Annotated in this window: 14 protein-coding genes; 10 read left to right on the top strand and 4 right to left on the bottom strand. The window is 58.0% G+C overall.

The genetic code is table 11. From position 1 onward, the window contains the following. The first annotated feature begins 123 nt into the window (after positions 1-123). Both QDT79_RS16190 and QDT79_RS16195 read left to right on the top strand, forming a co-directional pair. The gene (locus QDT79_RS16190) at positions 124-915 is read left to right on the top strand and encodes an AraC family transcriptional regulator (protein ID WP_063989869.1); all 792 of its coding nucleotides are present in this window, start codon (positions 124-126) and stop codon (positions 913-915) included. A gap of 86 nt (positions 916-1,001) precedes the next feature. Further along, positions 1,002-2,537 (top strand): phospholipase D family protein, encoded by a 1,536-nt coding sequence (locus QDT79_RS16195; RefSeq protein ID WP_308316747.1) that lies wholly within the window; start codon positions 1,002-1,004, stop codon positions 2,535-2,537. 136 nt (positions 2,538-2,673) lie between these two features. On the opposite strand, the gene QDT79_RS16200 is transcribed toward QDT79_RS16195, so the two are convergent. Both QDT79_RS16200 and QDT79_RS16205 read right to left on the bottom strand, forming a co-directional pair. Continuing rightward, the gene (locus QDT79_RS16200; protein WP_063989871.1) at positions 2,674-4,059 is read right to left on the bottom strand and encodes an MmgE/PrpD family protein; all 1,386 of its coding nucleotides are present in this window, start codon (positions 4,057-4,059) and stop codon (positions 2,674-2,676) included. Between the two features lie 2 nt (positions 4,060-4,061). Continuing rightward, a complete protein-coding gene (locus QDT79_RS16205; protein WP_063989872.1) occupies positions 4,062-5,612 on the bottom strand; it encodes an MFS transporter in 1,551 nt (516 codons plus the stop codon). Between the two features lie 117 nt (positions 5,613-5,729). Between QDT79_RS16205 and QDT79_RS16210 the strand changes: the two genes are divergently transcribed. Next, positions 5,730-6,389, top strand: coding sequence for a TetR/AcrR family transcriptional regulator (locus QDT79_RS16210; RefSeq protein WP_233221850.1), 660 nt, complete (start codon positions 5,730-5,732; stop codon positions 6,387-6,389). A gap of 4 nt (positions 6,390-6,393) precedes the next feature. Here QDT79_RS16210 and QDT79_RS16215 read toward each other — a convergent pair whose 3' ends face one another. After that, positions 6,394-7,509 carry an ABC transporter substrate-binding protein gene (locus QDT79_RS16215; RefSeq protein ID WP_254623418.1) on the bottom strand — a complete coding sequence of 372 codons (1,116 nt, stop codon included), beginning with the start codon at positions 7,507-7,509 and terminating at the stop codon, positions 6,394-6,396. Positions 7,510-7,532: 23 nt separating this feature from the next. Further along, a complete protein-coding gene (locus tag QDT79_RS16220) occupies positions 7,533-9,674 on the bottom strand; it encodes a TonB-dependent siderophore receptor (protein WP_308316748.1) in 2,142 nt (713 codons plus the stop codon). A 136-nt stretch (positions 9,675-9,810) separates the two neighbouring features. Between QDT79_RS16220 and QDT79_RS16225 the strand changes: the two genes are divergently transcribed. The 7 genes from QDT79_RS16225 (at position 9,811) to QDT79_RS16255 (ending at position 18,425) form a co-directional block, all read left to right on the top strand. Next, entirely contained in the window at positions 9,811-10,035 is a 225-nt protein-coding gene (locus QDT79_RS16225) for a hypothetical protein (protein WP_063989876.1), read from the top strand. Positions 10,036-10,335: 300 nt separating this feature from the next. Continuing rightward, entirely contained in the window at positions 10,336-11,940 is a 1,605-nt protein-coding gene (locus QDT79_RS16230) for an AMP-binding protein (RefSeq protein ID WP_130018309.1), read from the top strand. After that, complete coding sequence (locus QDT79_RS16235) at positions 11,937-12,665, top strand: thioesterase II family protein (RefSeq protein ID WP_063989878.1); 729 nt, start codon at positions 11,937-11,939, stop codon at positions 12,663-12,665. The genes QDT79_RS16230 and QDT79_RS16235 overlap by 4 nt, the downstream gene beginning before the upstream one ends. Before the next feature lie 42 nt (positions 12,666-12,707). Then, a complete protein-coding gene (locus tag QDT79_RS16240; protein WP_063989879.1) occupies positions 12,708-13,736 on the top strand; it encodes a pyridoxal-phosphate dependent enzyme in 1,029 nt (342 codons plus the stop codon). Between the two features lie 22 nt (positions 13,737-13,758). Next, the gene (locus QDT79_RS16245) at positions 13,759-14,316 is read left to right on the top strand and encodes an allene oxide cyclase barrel-like domain-containing protein (RefSeq protein ID WP_308316749.1); all 558 of its coding nucleotides are present in this window, start codon (positions 13,759-13,761) and stop codon (positions 14,314-14,316) included. Positions 14,317-14,356: 40 nt separating this feature from the next. Continuing rightward, the gene (locus QDT79_RS16250) at positions 14,357-15,532 is read left to right on the top strand and encodes an NAD(P)/FAD-dependent oxidoreductase (protein WP_308316750.1); all 1,176 of its coding nucleotides are present in this window, start codon (positions 14,357-14,359) and stop codon (positions 15,530-15,532) included. Positions 15,533-15,545: 13 nt separating this feature from the next. After that, a complete protein-coding gene (locus QDT79_RS16255; protein ID WP_308316751.1) occupies positions 15,546-18,425 on the top strand; it encodes a type I polyketide synthase in 2,880 nt (959 codons plus the stop codon). Positions 18,426-18,438 lie beyond the last annotated feature (13 nt).

The following is an 18,438-nucleotide window of genomic DNA, read 5'->3' on the forward strand; positions in this document are numbered from 1 at the left end:
TAAATAGTGAGTTTCTTCGCATAAGGCCCCTGGTGTGGCTTGCGAGAACGTCACTATATGGAGGATCATGCGGCCTCTCTATCAAATAAAAGACATTCGCGTTATCAAAAGGGACAAACGACCATGGGATTCGAAGTCGACAACGCCGAAACGAAACGCATCGACCTCAGTAGCCACGAAAACTCCTCGTTCGAGGTGACGGGGCTGGTGAAACACTATCCGGCGGGCTTTGTCATTCCTTACCACTCGCATAAACGCTGCCATTTGCTCTATTCGCAGCAGGGCGTTATGGCGGTCGAGGCGAGCAGCGGGCGCTGGATCGTGCCGCCCACCACCGCGGTCTGGCTGCGGCCGGGGGTAGAACATCAGATCGTTATGCAGAGCAACATTTGCGTTTACGGGATTTTGGTCGACGAAATCACCGCCGCGCGTTTGCCGCTGCGCGACGGCGTATTGCAGGTCTCACCGCTGCTGCGAGAACTGATCGCGCAGTTGGCGACGCTGGCGCCCGAAGGGGCGGAGACCAAACGGCACGCGCTGCTCAGAGCGCTGTTCCTCGAGGAGCTGAGCCTGCAGCCGCAGCTGGCGTTGCATCTCCCCTGGCCGGCAGAGGCGAGAATGGCCGAGATTTGCCGGCAGTTGGTCATCACGCCGGCCGACGATCGCGGCATTGAGGCCTGGGCCGATTCACTGTCGATCAGCGTAAAGACCTTTCAACGCCATTTCAGCCAACAAACCGGCATCACCTTCGGCCAGTGGAAACAGCGCCTGCGGCTGCTGTCGTCCATTCCGCTGCTGCTGGCCGGCCACTCGATCATCCACGCCGCCTTCGAAAGCGGTTACGAGAGCCACAGCGCCTATTCGGTGGCGTTCAAAAAACTGTTTGGCGTTTCGCCTTCGCGCTTTACGCTATAGCCTTATGGCAGAGCGCGTTTCTCCTATAGATTGAAGCAACCTAATGACGTATAAAGCAAAGCAGTCAACCTCCGAGGCCGCTTCCCGTGATAAAAATTGTCGTGTATCTGATTCTCGCCGTGACGATCGCCATTATTGCGGCAAGAGTCCTCTTTCGTTTGCCGGATATCTCCCAGCGTCTGCCGCAGGCGGCATTGCCGGCGGATCCTGCCGCCCAATTGCCGGCACGGGCCGCCGAACTGATGGCGGCGCACCCAGGCCTGAGCGGCGTGGTGCCGCTGGCCAGCGGACACGATGCGTTCGCCAGCCGCCTGGCGTTGGCGCGGATGGCGGAAAGGTCGATCGACGCCCAGTACTACATCTGGCATAACGACACCTCCGGGCAGATCCTGCTGAAAACCCTGTATGACGCCGCCCAACGCGGCGTGCGCGTGCGGCTGTTGCTGGACGATAACGGCGTCGCCATGGACGAAACCCTGGCGGCGCTGAACGCCCAGGAAAACGTCGAGATCCGCCTGTTCAACCCATCGACCGTGCGCACGCCGAAGCTGGCCGGCTACGCCTTTGACTTTATGCGCATGAATCGGCGCATGCATAACAAGTCTTACATCGTCGACGGCGCCGTGGCGATCATCGGCGGCCGCAACATCGGCGACGAGTATTTCCAGGTCGGCGACGAAAACTATTTCCTCGATCTCGACGTGCTGAGCGTCGGCAGCGTAGTGGCAGAAACGGCCGAGCTCTTCGATCGCTACTGGAACAGCGCGTCGGTGTTCGGCGTTGAGCAGATTATCCGGGGCAAAGGCAATCTTTCCGCCTTCCTGGCGCAGGCCACCGCCACCGAAAGCAGCGATCGGGCTCGCAAACTGGCGGTGCAGTTGGAAACCAGCGCGGTGCGCTTTCGCGATGGCGTCGTGCAGCCGGAGTTCACCCAGGTAGAGCTGGTGGCCGACGATCCGGCGAAAGGGTTGGGCAAGGCTTCGCGCGATCGGTTGATGGTGACGCAGCTCGGCAAGATCATCGGCGGTGTCAACCAGCAATTGGATCTGGTCTCCGCCTATTTCGTGCCGGGCCGGGAAGGGGCGAGCTTCTTTGAATCGCTTGCCAAACAGGGGAAATCCATTCGCGTGCTGACCAACGCGATGAACACCACCGACGTGCTGGTGGTACATGCGGGCTACGCCAAATACCGGCGTGAGCTGCTGCAGGCCGGCGTCGAGCTGTTCGAGCTGAAGCTGCGCGCCGGTCAACCGACCGGGCGCAAGGAACTCAAGCCGCTGGGGCTGTCCGGCGCGGCGCTGCACGCGAAAACCTTCGCCATCGACGATAAGCGGGTGTTTATCGGTTCGTTCAATTTCGATCCGCGTTCGGCGCACCTGAACTGCGAAATGGGCTTCTTGATCGACAGCCCGACGCTGGCGGCCGACACCCGCCAACTGTTTGATGGCCCGCTGGAATACGCCGCCTATCGGCCGGTATTGACGCCCGAGGGCAAAATGGTCTGGAACGAAGCCTTCGAAGACGGCCATACCGAGGTGCATCAGCAGGAGCCCGGCGCCGGCTGGGTAAAACGCATCGTTCTTACCGTGGCCGGCTGGCTGCCTATCGAGTGGATGCTGTAAGGCCGGCGAATGCCACCGCCACTCGATAACCCAAACGTGGCGAAAGTGATCGCCACGCTCGTAGAGATTTACACGCCGAAGTGACAGGGCGCACCCCGCCGCGTTAACTCCGGCGATCTGCGCTGGCTAAGCCTGACTAGCGTCCCTCCTGAGTTGCGGCCAACAAGGCTTGTAACGAGGGCGCTTCGACCAGATTCTCGATACAGGCCATCAGCCGTCGCGCGTTATGCTTTAATCCATGATTCGGCGACTGCTCACAGCAGAGAAGAAATTTATCCCGAATATCCTGCATATCCGCCGGGTTCTCCGGCCAGCCGCGGCCGAACTCGGCTTCGAGCCGCAGCGTATCGCCTTTTTCGGGCGTAATATGAAGTTCGAAGCGGTCAAACCGTTCGAAGCCGTGTTGTTCATGGACCTCGATACGCTGCGCTAGCGCAACGACCGCAGGTTCTGTCGCGAAGGCCGCACTGAATTCGAGAGCGCTGGCTTGGCCGCGCAGCAGCGCGTTAGCGATGATGTAACGCGCGCTGAATTGCGCATCGATTTCGGCCGTTTTCTGCGGCTCGTAAGGTGCACCGCACACCATGCGCATGGTCGGTGACGCGTGCAGCGTGATCTTCGCTCGTTCGGGATCGGGCAATTGCCGGTGTGGCCCGTCGTTCAAGAGCGTTTCTGTCAAAGCCAGCAGAATGCTGCAATGTGGGTATAGCTTGAAGCAGGTCGCTTCTTCCCCCAGAAAGGCAATGCCCAATTGGTGGGTCAGCATCCCCAGATCGGGTTCGCCCGGCGCATAGAGATTGAAAAAACCGTTCTCGCCGCTCAGGACGCGTTTGGGGCCGCTTATCCCCGCCTGAGCCATCAAGACGGCTTCCAGCGCATGGCGCGCCACCAATCCCTGGCTGATGCGCACCGCCAGCGTCTTGTCCTGATAGTGTTGGAAGGTGCCGATGCCGAAATCGAACGCCAGACCGATGGCGTCGGCGAAAGCTTGCTGATCCAGGCGCAGCAAGCGGGCGGCGATCGCTGCGCCTGAAAACAGGCCAAGGATATTCGAGTCGAATCCGCGGTAGAAAAAGCCGTTCGCCTGCGCGGCAAGGTTGATGCGTTGGGCGAAGTCCTGGCCGACGGCCAATGCCGCCAACATATCCAATCCGGAAGCACCCGACAGCTCCGCCGCCGCCAGCGCGACTGGAATATCCGAAGAGCTGGGATGCCAGCCGGGGGAGAGAACGTCGCAGTAGTCGAGCGCACGAGCTCGCACGGCGTTGACGAACGCCGCCTGCGGTGCGGCGAGGCGTTCTTCACTGCCGATAATGCTGGCCTCGGCGTTGCCGCTCCAGCGTCTGGCCAGCGAGAGCGCCGCATCAACGCCACTTTGGTCATAGCCTGCGGCGAGACAGCCAAGATTATCCATCAGTCGTTTGCATTGGAATGCCAGGACAGCGGGGGGAACCATGCATGCATCTATCTGTGAAGCGAAAGCGATCAATTCCTCGATCGGGTCGACCGATAATTTTGTCATGTTTATTCCTCGTTCAGTCGTTCAGCGGACTTGCTCAGCAGGGCGTTTTCAGCCTGCGGATGCAGACGGAAACGCGGATGCAGCATGATCAGCAGCCACACGGTCATCGCGATGCTGAGCAATCCGGCCCAAAACATGGCGATCCCGAAACCGTCGGCGAAGGCGCTGTGCGTCAGATCTTGCAGGCGATTCGCGCCCAGCGTGTCCACGGCCGTCTGCTGTTGCTCTATCACCGCTACCCGGGCGATTTCGGCGGCCTGTTCCACCCCCTGCGTGTGCAACGCCGCTGTCAACGTCGTGACTGCTTGCATGCTCATCAATGTGCCCAGCAGCGCGATGCCCAGCGTCATGCCGGTTTGTCGCAGCGCGTTCATCGTTGCCGATGCCATCCCAGAGCGCTGCGGCGCGACGGTGCGCATCACCAGCGCGCTGGTCGCCGGCATCGACAACCCCATGCCGAAGCCGAGTAGTGCCAAATACAGCGCCACCAGGGGGTAAGACGAGCTGGCGTGCAGCTGCGTCAGTAACAGCAGGGCAATGCCCATCAGACCATAGCCGGCGATCATCAGCGAGTTCACACTCAGTTTGGCGGACAGGCGGCCAAAACCCGAAGCGGCCAGCGCCATGGCGAGAAACTCCGGTGCCATGCGCCAACCGGTGTCGGCGGGGCTCCAACCCTGAGCCTGTTGCAGAAACAGCGAGACGAAGAAGACGCTGCTGTAAGCGGAGAAGCCAAGCACGAAAGAGGCGAAGTTGTAGCCGGTAAAGTCGGCGTGACGAAACAGACTCAGCTGCAGCAAGGGGCGTTTGACCCGGGTTTCCACCCATAGAAACAGCGCAAACAGCACCAGGGCGGCGTACAGCGGAAGGCGCGACTGCACGCTGTGCCAGCCGAACTCGCCGGCGGCAATCAGCCCATAGGTCAGCGCGCCGAGCCACAAGATGCTCAGCCCTTGCCCTAGCGGATCGAGCGCAGCGTGTTCCGGATGCGAGCTCTCTCTCAATCCCCAACCGCCCAATACCAGTGCGACGATCCCGACCGGAATGTTGATCCAGAAAATGCCCGGCCAACCGGTGGTGTGTACCAGCAGGCCGCCCAAAACCGGGCCGATCACCAACGAAAGCGCATTGACCGAGGACCAAATGCCGATCGCGCGGGTCCTCAGCTGTTCTTCCGGAAACGCGTGGGTCAGCAGGGACAGCGCACCCGGGATGACGGCTGCACCGGCGATACCCTGGATCACGCGACCGGTCAGCAGCATGCCGAGGTTGGTCGCGAATGCGCAAACGATCGAACCAACGGTAAACAGGGCGACGCCGAAGAGCCAAATGCGTTTACGGCCAAACCTGTCGCCCAGCGGGCCGGACGAAAGGATCAACGCGGAGAGGCATAGGGCATAAGCGTCAACGACCCACTGCAAGCCCGACATGTCGGTTTGCAGTGATTCCAGCATCGTGGGCAGCGCCACATTGACGATGCTGATATCGAGCGACGCCATAAATGTACCCAGACAGATGGCGGCAACGAGCGAAATCCTGCGCATACCGGACATAAAGGGGCTCCTTATTGAGAGAAGGTGATAGTGAAAACTATTCTCACCTTATATTATGACTGACCGTCGGTCAATGGAGTGTGAATATTGATTTCACTGCGCTAGGTCGGCTGGTCAATGGCAACAACATTGGTTACGATGGCCGCTGGATCTACACTGGACGTTGATATGAAGACAAAAGAAAAGATGAAAGAAACACAGCCTCGAACCAAACCGGCAGAAGTGCGCCTGGATGAATTGATGGATGCGGCACAGAAGCTGTTTATCGAAAAAGGATTTGAAGCGACCACCATCAGCGATATTGTCCGTGACGCCAACGTCGCCAAAGGAACGTTCTACCACTATTTTCCGTCCAAAAACGAAATGTTGTCCGCTTTACGTATACGGTTCACCAATCACTTTATCGAGAAAATTCAGCTGGCTATCGATGAATGTGCGCAAGATGACTGGTTGGCGCGCCTGAGAGCCTGGTGTGATGCCGGCGTGGCGACCTATTTTGAAGGTATGGAATTGCACGATGCGCTGTATCACGATCATCATTATCATACCCGGGGCAATCAGGATCGTGATGCCGTGCTGGAACAGATCCTGACGATTTTAAACGATGGCGCCGCGGCGGGCGCCTGGAGTCTGAATAATCCGCACTTGACCGCCATCCTGATGTATCACGGCATGCACGGCGCCGTGGATGACGTCATGGTCAACCCCAACGCCGACCGCCAAGGACTGGGGGCGGCGCTGGCGCAGGAGTTCATGCGTTTGCTGGGATGCCGCTGATCGTTCACGGCTCCGCATCGAGCGATACCCAGTAACCGGGCTGATACGGAATGGGAAGAAAACGCGCGAAAAGCTCCGCAAAGGTCACTTCGGGATCGACGCCGGCGAACAGCGACGGATGGAACCAGGTGGCCAGTCGCTCGATAGCGACGAAATTAAAGGGATGATCGTAAAACGGGTGCCAGATGGCATACGCTTTTCCGCTCTTTGCCGCGGCCAGGGTGCGATAAGCCGGGCGTCGCATCAATTTTTCCAACTGCGTTTTTGCCAGCGCCAAATCTGCGCCGGGGCCAAGGTTGACCCAGTCACCTCCAGGTGAATAATGACTCCAGTTGCTGCCGGTCACGACGATTTTATCGGGCCGGGAAGCGATCACCGTTTCCTGGCTTAGTGAACCGTAAACGCCGTGGATATGCCTCTGGGCCAGGTTGAATCCACCTGCGATATTCACCATTTCACCGTAGTTGCCATTTCCCCAAGACAGACAACAATCGTCGTACAACCCGGCGGCGCGCTCCATCATTACGCGTGGGCGCGGCGGAGCCCGTTTCGCCAGCGTATCGAGGATCGTATCGAGATGTCGCTGACGGAAGCGAATCAAGCTGTCTGCGCTTTGTGGATTATCAAACAGCTGGCCCATGATGGCGATGCTTCTGGCGCTGTTGTTCATCAGGCCGATGCTCATATCGACAAATACCACGGGGATATTCGCCGCCGTGAGCTTAGCCATCAAACCGCTCGCTTCCAGCGCCGAGCGAGTATTCGCATTGAGCAACATGACTTCGGGCCGCAAGGCGATCAGCCTTTCCAGATCGAATTGCATCTGCTGCACTCCGGCAAAGGTCGGCAACTGCGCCAGCTCCGGAAAATGACGCAGATACAGCCGATAGCTATCCAGGTCGGCGGTGCGAAAATTGTCTCGCCAGCCCACCAATCTTTCCATCGGCGCGCGGGGATTAAGCGCCGCGACGGTATAAAACAGATTGCCTTCCGCCAGGAAAATACGCCGCAGGGGATAACGTAAGGTCACCGTCCGCCCGACGATATCGGTCACGGCCTGCGTATCGGCCTGCGCGCGCAGAGATCGCAACGGCGAGGAAAGCGCCAGCAAAGTGGCCACCTGCAGAAAACGCCGTCTGCGCATCAGAAATACCAACTTATCGAACCGGTGACGCTGCGTTCGATGCCGATGCTGCAGTAAGGCGCGCTGGTGCAACTGGCGACATAAGATTTGTTGGTCAGGTTGTTGATGGTCAACCCCAATTCGAGGTTATACAGGCGCGGATCCCAGGCACCCGGCGTATAGCGAACGGTCATATCGCCGAGCCAAACGGCAGGCACTTTGAATGTGTTGGCGCCATCTCCCCAACTGGCCCCCAGGTAGCGAGCGCCGCCGCCGATCAGCAGCCCCTGCAGCGGCCCTTTAGTAAAGCGATAGTCCAGCCACATCGAGCCGGTTTGCGCCGGAACACCGACCGGGTGTCGCCCCTGGGTGTTATCGTTGGCTTGAGTCACGACGTTGTTGACCCAGGCATAGGCCAGCATCAGGTTAAGGCTATCGGTCAGCGCCGCACGCGATTCCAGCTCCACGCCGCGAGAACGTACTTCGCCAGTCTGGGTGTAATAGCTGGGATTGAGGGGATCGATGGTGTTCACATCGCGCTGCGTCAGTTGGTAAACCGCCAGGCTGGTCATCATTGCGCTGCCGGGCGGCTGCAGTTTCAAACCCATCTCATACTGAGTGGAATGGGTGGGTTTGAACGGCGAGCCCTGAGCGTCAGTGCCGGTCAGCGGATCGAAGGCGGTAGAGACGCTGGCCCACGGCGCCAGGCCGCTGTCGAACGGGTGGCTCAATCCGGCACGATAGCTCCAGGCGGCGTCATTGGTTTGCGTTTGGGTATGGGCCAGATTGTCACCGGTACGCATACGCGACCAGTCATGACGGCCGCCCAACAGCAAATGCCATCCGCGCCAGCTGGCTTCGTCCTGCCCGTATAAGCCGGTGCGGTGGAAACGTTGCGTTGTCGACGTGCGTGAAACCGCAACAGGATCGAATGAAGGGCGGTACTGACCGGACCAGGGATCGAACGTCACGGTTTGCGATCCCCACCAGTCTTTATCCAGTTTACCGGTCTGGTAGTCGATGCCGGCCAACCCTTGGTGGGCGATGGCGCCGGTAGCGAATTTCACCTCGGCCTGGTTATCCATCACAAGGCTGTCCGCCTGACTCGGGGAATCTTGGTAGACCGCCGTCAAAAGGCGGTTGTCCGGCGTGATGGCGCGGGTAAAATCGCGCCGCACCGCAGAGTCTACATGGGAATAGCGCAGGTTTTGTTTTAATCGCCAGCGATCGTTCAACTGCACTTCAAACAGTGAGGTCACATCATATTGCGTGCGGCTTGAGTTCTCGTGCGCCGGATCGCTGTAATTTTTATCGGTATCTATCTTGCCGCGCGCATTGGGCAACAGCCCCAGAACCTGGGCGGGCAGGGTGTTGTAATAGCCCGACTCGGGTTCACGCAGATAGTGAGTCAGCACGGTCCAACGCATGCGTTCGTTGGGCTGCCAGGTGATGGCAGGTGCCAGATAGAGACGCTTCTGCCGGGTATCTTCTATCTGCGAGCCACGCGTGGCCGCCAGGCCATCGACACGATACAACCACTGTTCGTCATCGGTCAGTGCGCCGGTGGCATCGAGACTGAGGGAACGCGTACGGTCGTTGCCGACATCCAATTTAAGCTGATTCGACTCGGTAGCGGAAGGCCGTCGGGAAATCATATTGATTACGCCTCCGGCACCGCCCTGGCCGTATAACGAGGAGGAGGGGCCATGCAAGACTTCGACGCTTTGCAACCCCCAGGTTTCAATCTGTGGCCCCCAAATGCCGGTATTGCCGATGACGCGTAAACCATCCAGATAGTAGTCCGCCTCAAAGCCGCGCATTCTGGCGAAGTCCACGCCGCTGGAAAATGCACCGAAGCGTTCTACGGCAACGCCGGCGCTGTAGCGCAGCGCCTGGCTGACCGTATCGGCTGATTGCACGTCCATTTGCTGTCGATTGACCACCGAGACGAATTGCGGCACGTCGACCAGCGGTGAACGGGTTTTGGTTGCCACCTCCGCTTGTTGGGCCGCGTAGCCCTGTGGAACGTTGCCCGAGGACGAACCGTCAGCTACCACCCATATCGACTCTTCGCCTGCCGCCAGAGTCAGGCAAGGCACCATGCCCAAAAAAAACGGGCAAAGATAAGCGTGTCGCAAATGAAATCCGTTGAATTTATTCAAAAATAATCCCTCTTCAAGTAAGCGTCTCGCTGTGGGGCGGGAGCCTGGCCATCTCAGGCAAGCGTTAAAATACCCATTGACCGACTGACGGTCAATATGAATAATTATCAATACCATTTAACGATTGGATAACATTATGAAGACTCTGGATGATTTATTGGCGCTGTTAGCGGAGGTGGGCGTACCTGAAGACGTACTGCAAGCGGCGGATGGCAGCTGGCAACTGCGCCAGGATTTAGCGCTCAGTTCGGCGGAAACCGTGGCGTTGCAAGCTCTGTTGAAGGCCCGCTGCGTCGATGCGCCCTCGCTGTGGGGAGGGCAAGACTATTCATTAGATCAGCTTATTTCTGAAATATCATAAGCAACTATGAAAAAGACATTTTTTATAACCTTATGTTTAAAAACAAATTTACGACAGAATGGTCCGTATGAAACATAAGATATACAAATAATTAACCCCAAAGTAATTGACTGACGGTCGGTCGTAGTGTTTGATGGCGACCAGAAAATGAAGTGTTTTTGAGTCCATTTTGCTGTTCATTGTGAGCCAATACAGAAGTGACGGCGCCGCCTGACCGAGGTGCCGAAAGCTGTTTGTTTAACGAATTGTGATTGAGAAAGATAACAGTCAAACAGTGAGTTAACTCATTATGGAGTCGCTATGGTTAGTGTTGGGGATTCAATCAATCAACGTTTATTAAAGGCCCTTCAACAACATGGACAGCGCCCGGCGCTTTTTGAACGCGGGGAGGTTTACAGTTACGACTGGCTGAACGGTGCGGTCGCTTCAGCCGCCTTGAAATTGCGCCAATTAGGCGTGCAGAAAGGCGATCGGATCGCGTATCAATTGCGCAATACCCGTGAAGCGGTTGTCGTCATGCTATCTTCGTTGATGCTCGGCGCGATCCCGGTGCCGATATTACCTTCTTATCGTGAGAAAGAGCTGAGGCACATTCTGCATCTGACCGCGCCGAAAGTATTCGCCTTGCAGCGCGGTTCCCGCCGCTATAACCCACTTGCCGCTCTGCAGACGCTGTTGACGGAAGGTCTCAATATCGATGTGATACTGGTCGAAGATTACGATGACGCCGGGCACGATACTCGCTACCTGAACCTGCAACATTTCTGTTCACCCCTGATGCCTTCGCCGCCACTTCACGCCGTCATCATGACCCCGTCGGATACCGCCGTCATGTTGCTTTCGAGTGGCACCACCGGTTTGCCCAAGGCGATCGCACGCAAGAATGGCGGTTACAGCTATATGATTGAATGCGGCTGTGACGTGTTTGCTCTGGACAGCCAGTCGGTCTATTTCGCTGCGATGCCGGTTTCACATGGATTCGTCATCAATTGTCCCGGCATACTTGGTACGCTTTCTCGCGGCGGCGCTGTGGCGCTCGCCGATGCGCCCTCGGCGGAAACGGCGTTGGACGTGATCGAGCGATGCGGCGTAACGCATACCACGCTGGTGCCTGCTCTACTGTCGCAATGGAGCGAACTGCAGCAAAAAACGCCGCGCAACCTGACAACGTTGTGGCATGTCCAGGTGGGTGGGGCCAGAGTGACGCCAGAGCTGGCGGCCTCCTCGTCCCGCAGTCTCGGCATTACCCTGCAGCAATGTTATGGCATGAGCGAAGGGCTGTTGTGTTTTAACGCGGTTGACGACGATGATGCGGTGCGGTTCAGCTCTCAGGGCCGGCCTTTGAGCCCCTATGATGAAGTACTAATCGTCGATGAAAATGGCTGTTCTTTGCCCGTGGGTAAATCAGGTGAACTGATCACCCGTGGCCCTTATACGCTCACCGAATACTACCAAAATCCCCAGGCGAATCTTGCCGCGTTTACCGCTGACGGCTTCTACCGCACCGGCGATCTGGCGCACGTCGATGCCGCAGGCAATATTTTCATCGATGGGCGCGTCAACGATTCGATTAACCGTGGGGGAGAAAAATTCAGTCCGAACGAGATAGAAGAACTGGCAGAACAACATCCTGCCGTGGTGCGAGCCGCTTGCGTGGGCATGGCGGACGATCTGTACGGTGAGGTGCCGTGTCTGTTTGTCACCAGTACGGATGACACGCTGACCCTCAGCGCATTGCGCCGTTTCTTTGAGAAAGAAGGGCTGGCGGCGTTCAAGGCACCGGAAAAATTGATCGTCATCGACGCCATTCCCATGAAAGGCATCGGCAAGATAGATCGCCTGACGCTGCGCGATTTGCTGCGCCAGGAGCCGTCCGTCAGAAACACGGCGGGGTTGAACTCATGACGCAATTGCGCACTTCTCTCGGCTGCGCGGTGAGACTCAGCCGCCCGCGCAGTTCGCCGGTCACCAAACAATTGGTGGTCTTTCCGCATGCCGGCGGCGGCGTAGCGTTCTACCAGCACTGGCGCGAGCTGCTGCCGGACGAGGTGGATCTGTTCATCATGCAATATCCCGGCCGGGAAGATGCGCAAGACGCGCCGGCCTGGGAAACGGCCCAGTACGCCATTGCGCGCTGCGTCGATGCGCTGCATGCCTCGCTGGGCATCGCGCCGGCGGTGATTTTCGGTCACAGCATGGGTTCGCTGCTTGCCCTGCAGGTTGCCGCGGCGCTGCAAACGTCGCGCTTTCGCATCGACACCGTTTTGTCGGCCCAGCGCGCGCCGTCAGAACTGAAATTACTCCGGCAGGAAAGCCAGCGGCAAGAAGTGTTGGACCACATCCTGGCATTCAGTGAAAGCAGCGGCGCGTTGACGCTGGATGAGCTCACTCGCCCGCTTGTCACCCGATTGATACAGCAAGACCTGCGGCTGTTGGGTGAACTCAGCGCAGAACCGTTGCCCGGCCTGCAGCCGCGCATTTTGGGCGGCAACAACGACCCTTTGGTTAGCCGCTCCGCGCTGTCGCAGTGGAAAGAAGAACTCCCCGGCAGCCAGGTTCAACTCCTGACGGGCGATCACTTTTATTTCATGCAGGATACCGCTGCATTTCTCCGCCGGCTGCTTCAGTAACGCTGGCTTATTTGTCAACGTATGGCTTTAAAGGAACCTCTGATGAATTTTGAGCTGTTTAACCCACAGGATTGCGCACCGGATACGGAGAAAGCCTTTACTCTGTTCCCCCAGTTGAAAAAATTCTATGCGGCGTTAGGCAACACCCCGCTGGTTGAAGTGCCCTCGCCAAAGGGGAAGGCGTCGATTTACGCCAAGTTCGAGTTTGAAAATCCGTTTGGCTCGGTGAAGGATCGCACTGCGTTCGGCCTGTTTTGCGATGCTATCAATCAACACGATTTCGCCGCCGGTGAATTAAAACTGCTCGATTCCTCGGGGGGCAATATGGCGAAAGCGCTGGCTAAGCTCGGCAACATGTGCGGGATAGCGGTGCAAGTTGTGATCCCGGATTCATCCCCGCAACCGTTGATCGACACGCTGAAGGGGGACAACGCCGTCGTTACCTTGGTCGATCGCAATCAGTTCCTGCTCGGCGTCATTGCGCGCAGCCAGCAGATTGCGCATGAAGATGGGAGTTGGACGCTGTTATCCCAGCATCTCAACCTGGTTAACACCGCCGTACATCAGCATGCGACGGGCGCAGAGATCCGGCGGCAGCTGAACGGCGAGCGTGTCGATGGTTGGGTTTCCGCGGTCGGTACTGGTGGCACACTGTCTGGCGTCGCGGCGGCGCTACGTCAGGATAACCCACAGCTGATCGTGTGGGGCAGCACGCCGCGCGAACTGCCTTACGGTACGTTGTCCGCCCCGAATGGAGAACCGAAATTCGCCGGCGCCGGTGGACTGGGTTTCGGTTTCCGTCAGCCTTTCATCAGTAAGCTGATGCCGCAAGAGCCACCTTTCAATCCGGTTTCTTATCGGGAAGCACTCAGTGCGATGCATGAGTTCCATCAACTAACCGGTGTCAAAATCGGTGCCTCTTCCGCCGCCAACTGGAAAACGGCCTGTAAGCTGGCTGAAACGTTGAGCGCAGATCAACGCATTGTCACGCTCTTTGCCGACGCGGGTTCCGATATCGACCGAGAAAAAGGGCGCGAGTGGTTTAAACAATCTGAAGCATTAACCGTTTAACAACGTTTGAAAGGAATGTTTTATGGAAATTATACAGGGCAATAATAATGTATTGGCTGAGTTGATTACGCTTGGCGATTATGTTCGCGAATTAATCAGTTCCGGCAAAGACACTGCGGAAATTGAACGTGTTCTGGCATCGAAAGACGGCTATAAAAATGTCACGATCCTTTCCGTTATAGAAATGGCCAATATTACCTTCAAAGCGAAAACGAATAATGCGCCTAACGTGGGTGATGCCAATTCACATACTGACCTGCTGGTGGATCAGCAAGGGCATGATATCGGCACGATGAAGGGCCAGGGGTGGAAAATCGCGTCACTGCCTGACGATAGCGTGATTTCCTGGTATCACGAAACCGCTGAAACGCCGCTGGGACGGATCGAAACCGCCGGCATTTGGAACTCCAGCGCCATTTGGGCAGGGCAATGGCAATCGCTGTTCGCCGCCGGCGTTAGCGGGGATATCATGGGGAAAATCGGCGTTCGTCAGCTTTATCAGGATATTCCGCGAGAAAAATATCTGACGCTGATCGTTCTGTTGCCGTTGGATCAGATTAAAAGCTTGATTAAAAAATAATTCTACTAAACACACACAATATCCATTGCGAGGGATAGGTATGCACACGTCAGTACACTGGGATGTCATTATTATCGGTGCCGGCCCCATAGGGCTGGCCGCCGCGTGGAATTATGCGCGTGAACATCAGGATCATAAAATTTTGGTGCTGGAGCAATATGCGCTATTTACGCAATTAGCAGGTACCAGCGGGGAGGAACGCCATTGGCGTTTGCAATATTCGGAATTGGAAATCTTCCGCCTTACCCTGGAAGCCGACAAATTATGGCGGCAATTGGAACAACAGGCGGACAGAAAACTGATCCACCGCATTGGCAGCCTGTGGTTCGGCGATGCGGATGTCTGGACCAATGAGGGGCAGATCCGTCAAACCATGCTGTCGATGGATGAGATGAGGTTGCCTTATGAACGTCTGACGATGCGCGAAATCGAACGGTGCTACGGTTTTACCGGGCTGGACAGCAACTATGAAGGGTTCTTGCAGCAAGACGGCGGGGTAATCGACGTTAAAGGTACCCTGACGTCGCTTTACTCTCTGGCTAGCGAGGCCGGCGTGGAATTCCAGTTCCAGCAATGCGTGAAGGCCGTGGAACCGGATGCGCGGGGGGCAACGGTACTGACGGCGCAGCATCGCTATCGCGCCCGTAAGGTATTGGTCGCTGGCGGGCCGGGCAGTAAGAAGCTGCTGCGCCAACTGGATATCGATCTTGCGCTTTCCACCTATGAGATGGCCTGCATTAGCATGCTGCGCAGTCAGCGTCTGGGGGCCAACGATCCTTTCTGGTTTGCTTTCCAACCGCCGGTAGAGAGCGACAGTAACCTGTTTTACGGTTTCCCGCCCAATCCGTGGTCAGTCAATGGATTTGACCGACTTGGGACCGATTTTGAAGTGGATCCGATCACCGAAGCCAATGCGCCGAGTTATCGGGCCAACCCGCAGCACGTTGAGCGAGCGCTCGAGTTTGCCCGGCGGCATATGCCGTTCCTCGAGCCGGACAAACAACATTCCGCCGCGAGCTGCTTGGCGGTGTTGCCCACCGATCCGGCGCGCCAATTCTATCTCGACAGCGCCAAGGGCCGCTGCCACGGCGGCGAGCATCTGGTGGTTTCGGCAGGCGGATGGGCATTCAAATTTACCCCTCTGATGGGGCAAATTTGCGCCGATCTGCTGGCGGAACGAGAACCGCGTTGGGACATCAGCGCATTGCGCTTCTAATCGGAGAACCTCTATGCAGCAGGTGAACAGCAATGACCGGGATATCGCCTTGGTGGGCATGGCCTGCCGCTTCCCGGGTGCCGAGGATGTGGAAAGCTGGTGGCATAACTTGATCAACGGCGTCGAATCGCTGGTTCGCGTCGACAACGAGCAAGTTGACTCGGCCGACGGGGGCTATATTCCCGTCGCCGCACCGGTGGCCGGCGACATATCCCGCTTCGACGCGGGATTCTTCGGCCTGAGTGCGCGCGAAGCGCTGCTGATGGATCCCCAGCAACGGCTCTTTTTAGAGTGCGCCTGGCACGCTCTGGAAAACGCCGGGGTAACGCCGGGTGAGCTTGACGATACGGGCTTGTTTGCCGGCTGTAGCAGTTCCGATTATTTGCGTCAGGCACAGGGCTCTGCGTTGCTCGACAAACTCAACCCTTCGCCGTTCGAACGGCAAATCGCGAGCGACAAAGATTACCTCACCAGCCGAGTGGCCTGGCACCTGGGCATCGGGGGGCCGGTGTGTAATGTACAGGCCGCTTGTGCCACTTCGCTGGTGGCGGTTTACGAAGCGGTTCAAGCGTTGCGCAGTGGCCGTTGCAATATGGCTATGGCCGGCGCTTGTACCCTCAGGCTCCCGCAACATGAAGGATATTTCGCGCAGCAAGGCATGGTGTTTTCCACCGATGGGCACTGTCGACCGTTTTCTGCAGATGCCAGCGGCACGGTGTTCGGCAGCGGCGTCGGCATTGTCGTGCTGAAACGGCTGTCTGACGCACAGGCGGCCGGCGACGACATCATTGCGGTGATCAAAGGCGTAGCGATGAACAATGACGGCGCGCGCAAAGTCAGTTTTACCACCACCAGTTTGCACGGCCAGCAACGCCTGCTGCGCCAAGCTATGGACGATGCCCGCCTGGCACCGGAAGATTTTCGTGCCATCGAAGCGCACGGCACGGGAACGTTGGCCGGGGATCCCATCGAATTTGAGGCGCTGAGCGGCGTTTTCCGCGAGCGGACGACGCACCGGGCTTTCTGCTCCATCGGTGCAGTCAAGGCCAACGTCGGGCACCTGGAAACCTGCGCCGGCATGGCGGGACTGATCAAGGCCGCGCTGCAAATCAAACACGGTTGGCTCACGCCGCAGATCAACTTTGGCTCGCCGAATCCGGAAATGGCATTGGCGGAAAGCCCGTTTGAGTTTCTGTGCTCCGCTCAACGTTGGGATCGTGACGATCCACGCAACGCCATCGGCGTTAGCGCCTTCGGCATCGGCGGAACCAATGCGCATGTCGTGCTGGCAAGGCCACCGAAAACGCCTCAAATGCGGGCGGCGATAGCGCCGTTGGCGACTGTCGTGCCGATCAGCGCGCAATCGGAGCAGGCCTGGCATCGCTTGGTCAAACGTTACCAACAGCGGCCATGCGGCGAGAACGACGAACGCCTGGCCTGGAGCGCACAAAGTGGAAGAAAGTCGCTGCGTTATCGCGGCACTCTGCATATCGGCGAGCAGGGCGTGTTGAGCATGAAAGAAAGCATGGTGGATACGGGAAAAGGGCGTTTGTCGGTAGTTTTCCAATTTCCCGGCCAGGGAAGCCAGTTTATCGGTATGGCCAGCGAACTGATGACGCAGGATGCGATATTCAAAACGCTGATGAATGACAAGCTGCAGATATTGCAAACACAGGCTGCACTGGATCTCTCCCCGTTGTTTACCGGCCAGGCGGCCCCCGAAACAATTAACAACACGGCCTTGACGCAGCCGGCTCTGATCGCCGTCGAGATCGCCGTGGCCGAACTGTTGAAACATTACGGCGTCGAGCCGGATTGGGTCGTGGGGCACAGTTTGGGTGAGATTGCCGCCGCCTGGGCTGCCGGTGTGTTCTCGGCGCAAGACGCGTTGGTGTTCGCCGCCCGGCGCGGGCATCTGATGGCCGGGCTGCAGCCTGGTGCGATGCTGGCGGTAGAACTGAGCGCTCAGCAAGCCCAACCCTGGCTTGGCGATCGGCTGTCTCTGGCGGCGGAAAACAGTGAGAACGGCTGCGTGCTTTCAGGCCCGGCGGAGGCGATTCGCGCCTGCGAAGGACAGATGCGGGACAGGGGAGTACGTTGCAAGGCGCTGAGCGTTTCGCACGCGTTCCACTCGGCGTTGATGGATCCCATTCTTGATGAACTGGCCAGCATTGCGCCGCCGCCGCGTGAATCGACGTCGAGGGTCCGCTACGTCTCCGCATTGCTGGCGACCGAAGTCGCGCCCGCAGCGCTCGATGCCCGCTATTGGTCGCGCCATGCCCGTGAACCGGTGGATTATCACCGCGCCTTGCAACACCTACCGCGGCGCGGAAAAACGCTTTTCATAGAGGTAGGGCCGGGATCGACACTCACTGCGCTGGTCGCGCAGCTAAAATCCGCCGGCACCGTAACGGCGGTGCGCACCTTGCCTCGCCGCGACGAAGCCCAGAGCGAAACCGCCGTGTGGATCCAGGCGCTGCAAAAAATCTGGCGTGCCAGCGTCAACGTTAACTGGCGCCGCCTGTGGCAACAGCCTCCTTCCCGCATTGCATTGCCAATGTATCCCTTCGATCCGGCGCAATGGTGGTTGGGCGAGCGAGATATGCAGGGGCCGGAAGCCGGACGAACATCGACGACAGCGGATAAACCCGATCCGCAGATGGCGCGCATCTGGCGCATTTGGGGCGACGTGACCGGCGTGAACCCTGATTCCAACCACTGCGACTTTTTTGACGCCGGCGGGCAATCGCTGATGGCATTGCGGCTGATGGCCTTGTTGGAACAAGAGTTTGGCCGGTCGGTAGGCATGGCCGATTTCCTTAAGCGGCCAACGCCGTGGGGCATAAAACAACAGTTAGACCAGGCTGGAGCATTCGAGCAAGAATCCCATTAAAACAGGATGGCAA

The sequence above is a fragment of the Serratia marcescens genome (assembly GCF_029846115.1).
GTDB lineage: Bacteria > Pseudomonadota > Gammaproteobacteria > Enterobacterales > Enterobacteriaceae > Serratia > Serratia marcescens_L.

Bases quoted from the DNA above. Each gene is read 5' to 3' on its own strand.
- QDT79_RS16250 (WP_308316750.1), top strand. From the start codon at position 14,357: ATGCACACGTCAGTACACTGGGATGTCATTATTATCGGTGCCGGCCCC.
- QDT79_RS16230 (WP_130018309.1), top strand. From the start codon at position 10,336: ATGGTTAGTGTTGGGGATTCAATCAATCAACGTTTATTAAAGGCCCTT.
- QDT79_RS16255 (WP_308316751.1), top strand. From the start codon at position 15,546: ATGCAGCAGGTGAACAGCAATGACCGGGATATCGCCTTGGTGGGCATG.
- QDT79_RS16240 (WP_063989879.1), top strand. From the start codon at position 12,708: ATGAATTTTGAGCTGTTTAACCCACAGGATTGCGCACCGGATACGGAG.
- QDT79_RS16205 (WP_063989872.1), bottom strand. From the start codon at position 5,612: ATGTCCGGTATGCGCAGGATTTCGCTCGTTGCCGCCATCTGTCTGGGT.
- QDT79_RS16225 (WP_063989876.1), top strand. From the start codon at position 9,811: ATGAAGACTCTGGATGATTTATTGGCGCTGTTAGCGGAGGTGGGCGTA.
- QDT79_RS16190 (WP_063989869.1), top strand. From the start codon at position 124: ATGGGATTCGAAGTCGACAACGCCGAAACGAAACGCATCGACCTCAGT.
- QDT79_RS16210 (WP_233221850.1), top strand. From the start codon at position 5,730: ATGGCAACAACATTGGTTACGATGGCCGCTGGATCTACACTGGACGTT.
- QDT79_RS16235 (WP_063989878.1), top strand. From the start codon at position 11,937: ATGACGCAATTGCGCACTTCTCTCGGCTGCGCGGTGAGACTCAGCCGC.
- QDT79_RS16200 (WP_063989871.1), bottom strand. From the start codon at position 4,059: ATGACAAAATTATCGGTCGACCCGATCGAGGAATTGATCGCTTTCGCT.
- QDT79_RS16245 (WP_308316749.1), top strand. From the start codon at position 13,759: ATGGAAATTATACAGGGCAATAATAATGTATTGGCTGAGTTGATTACG.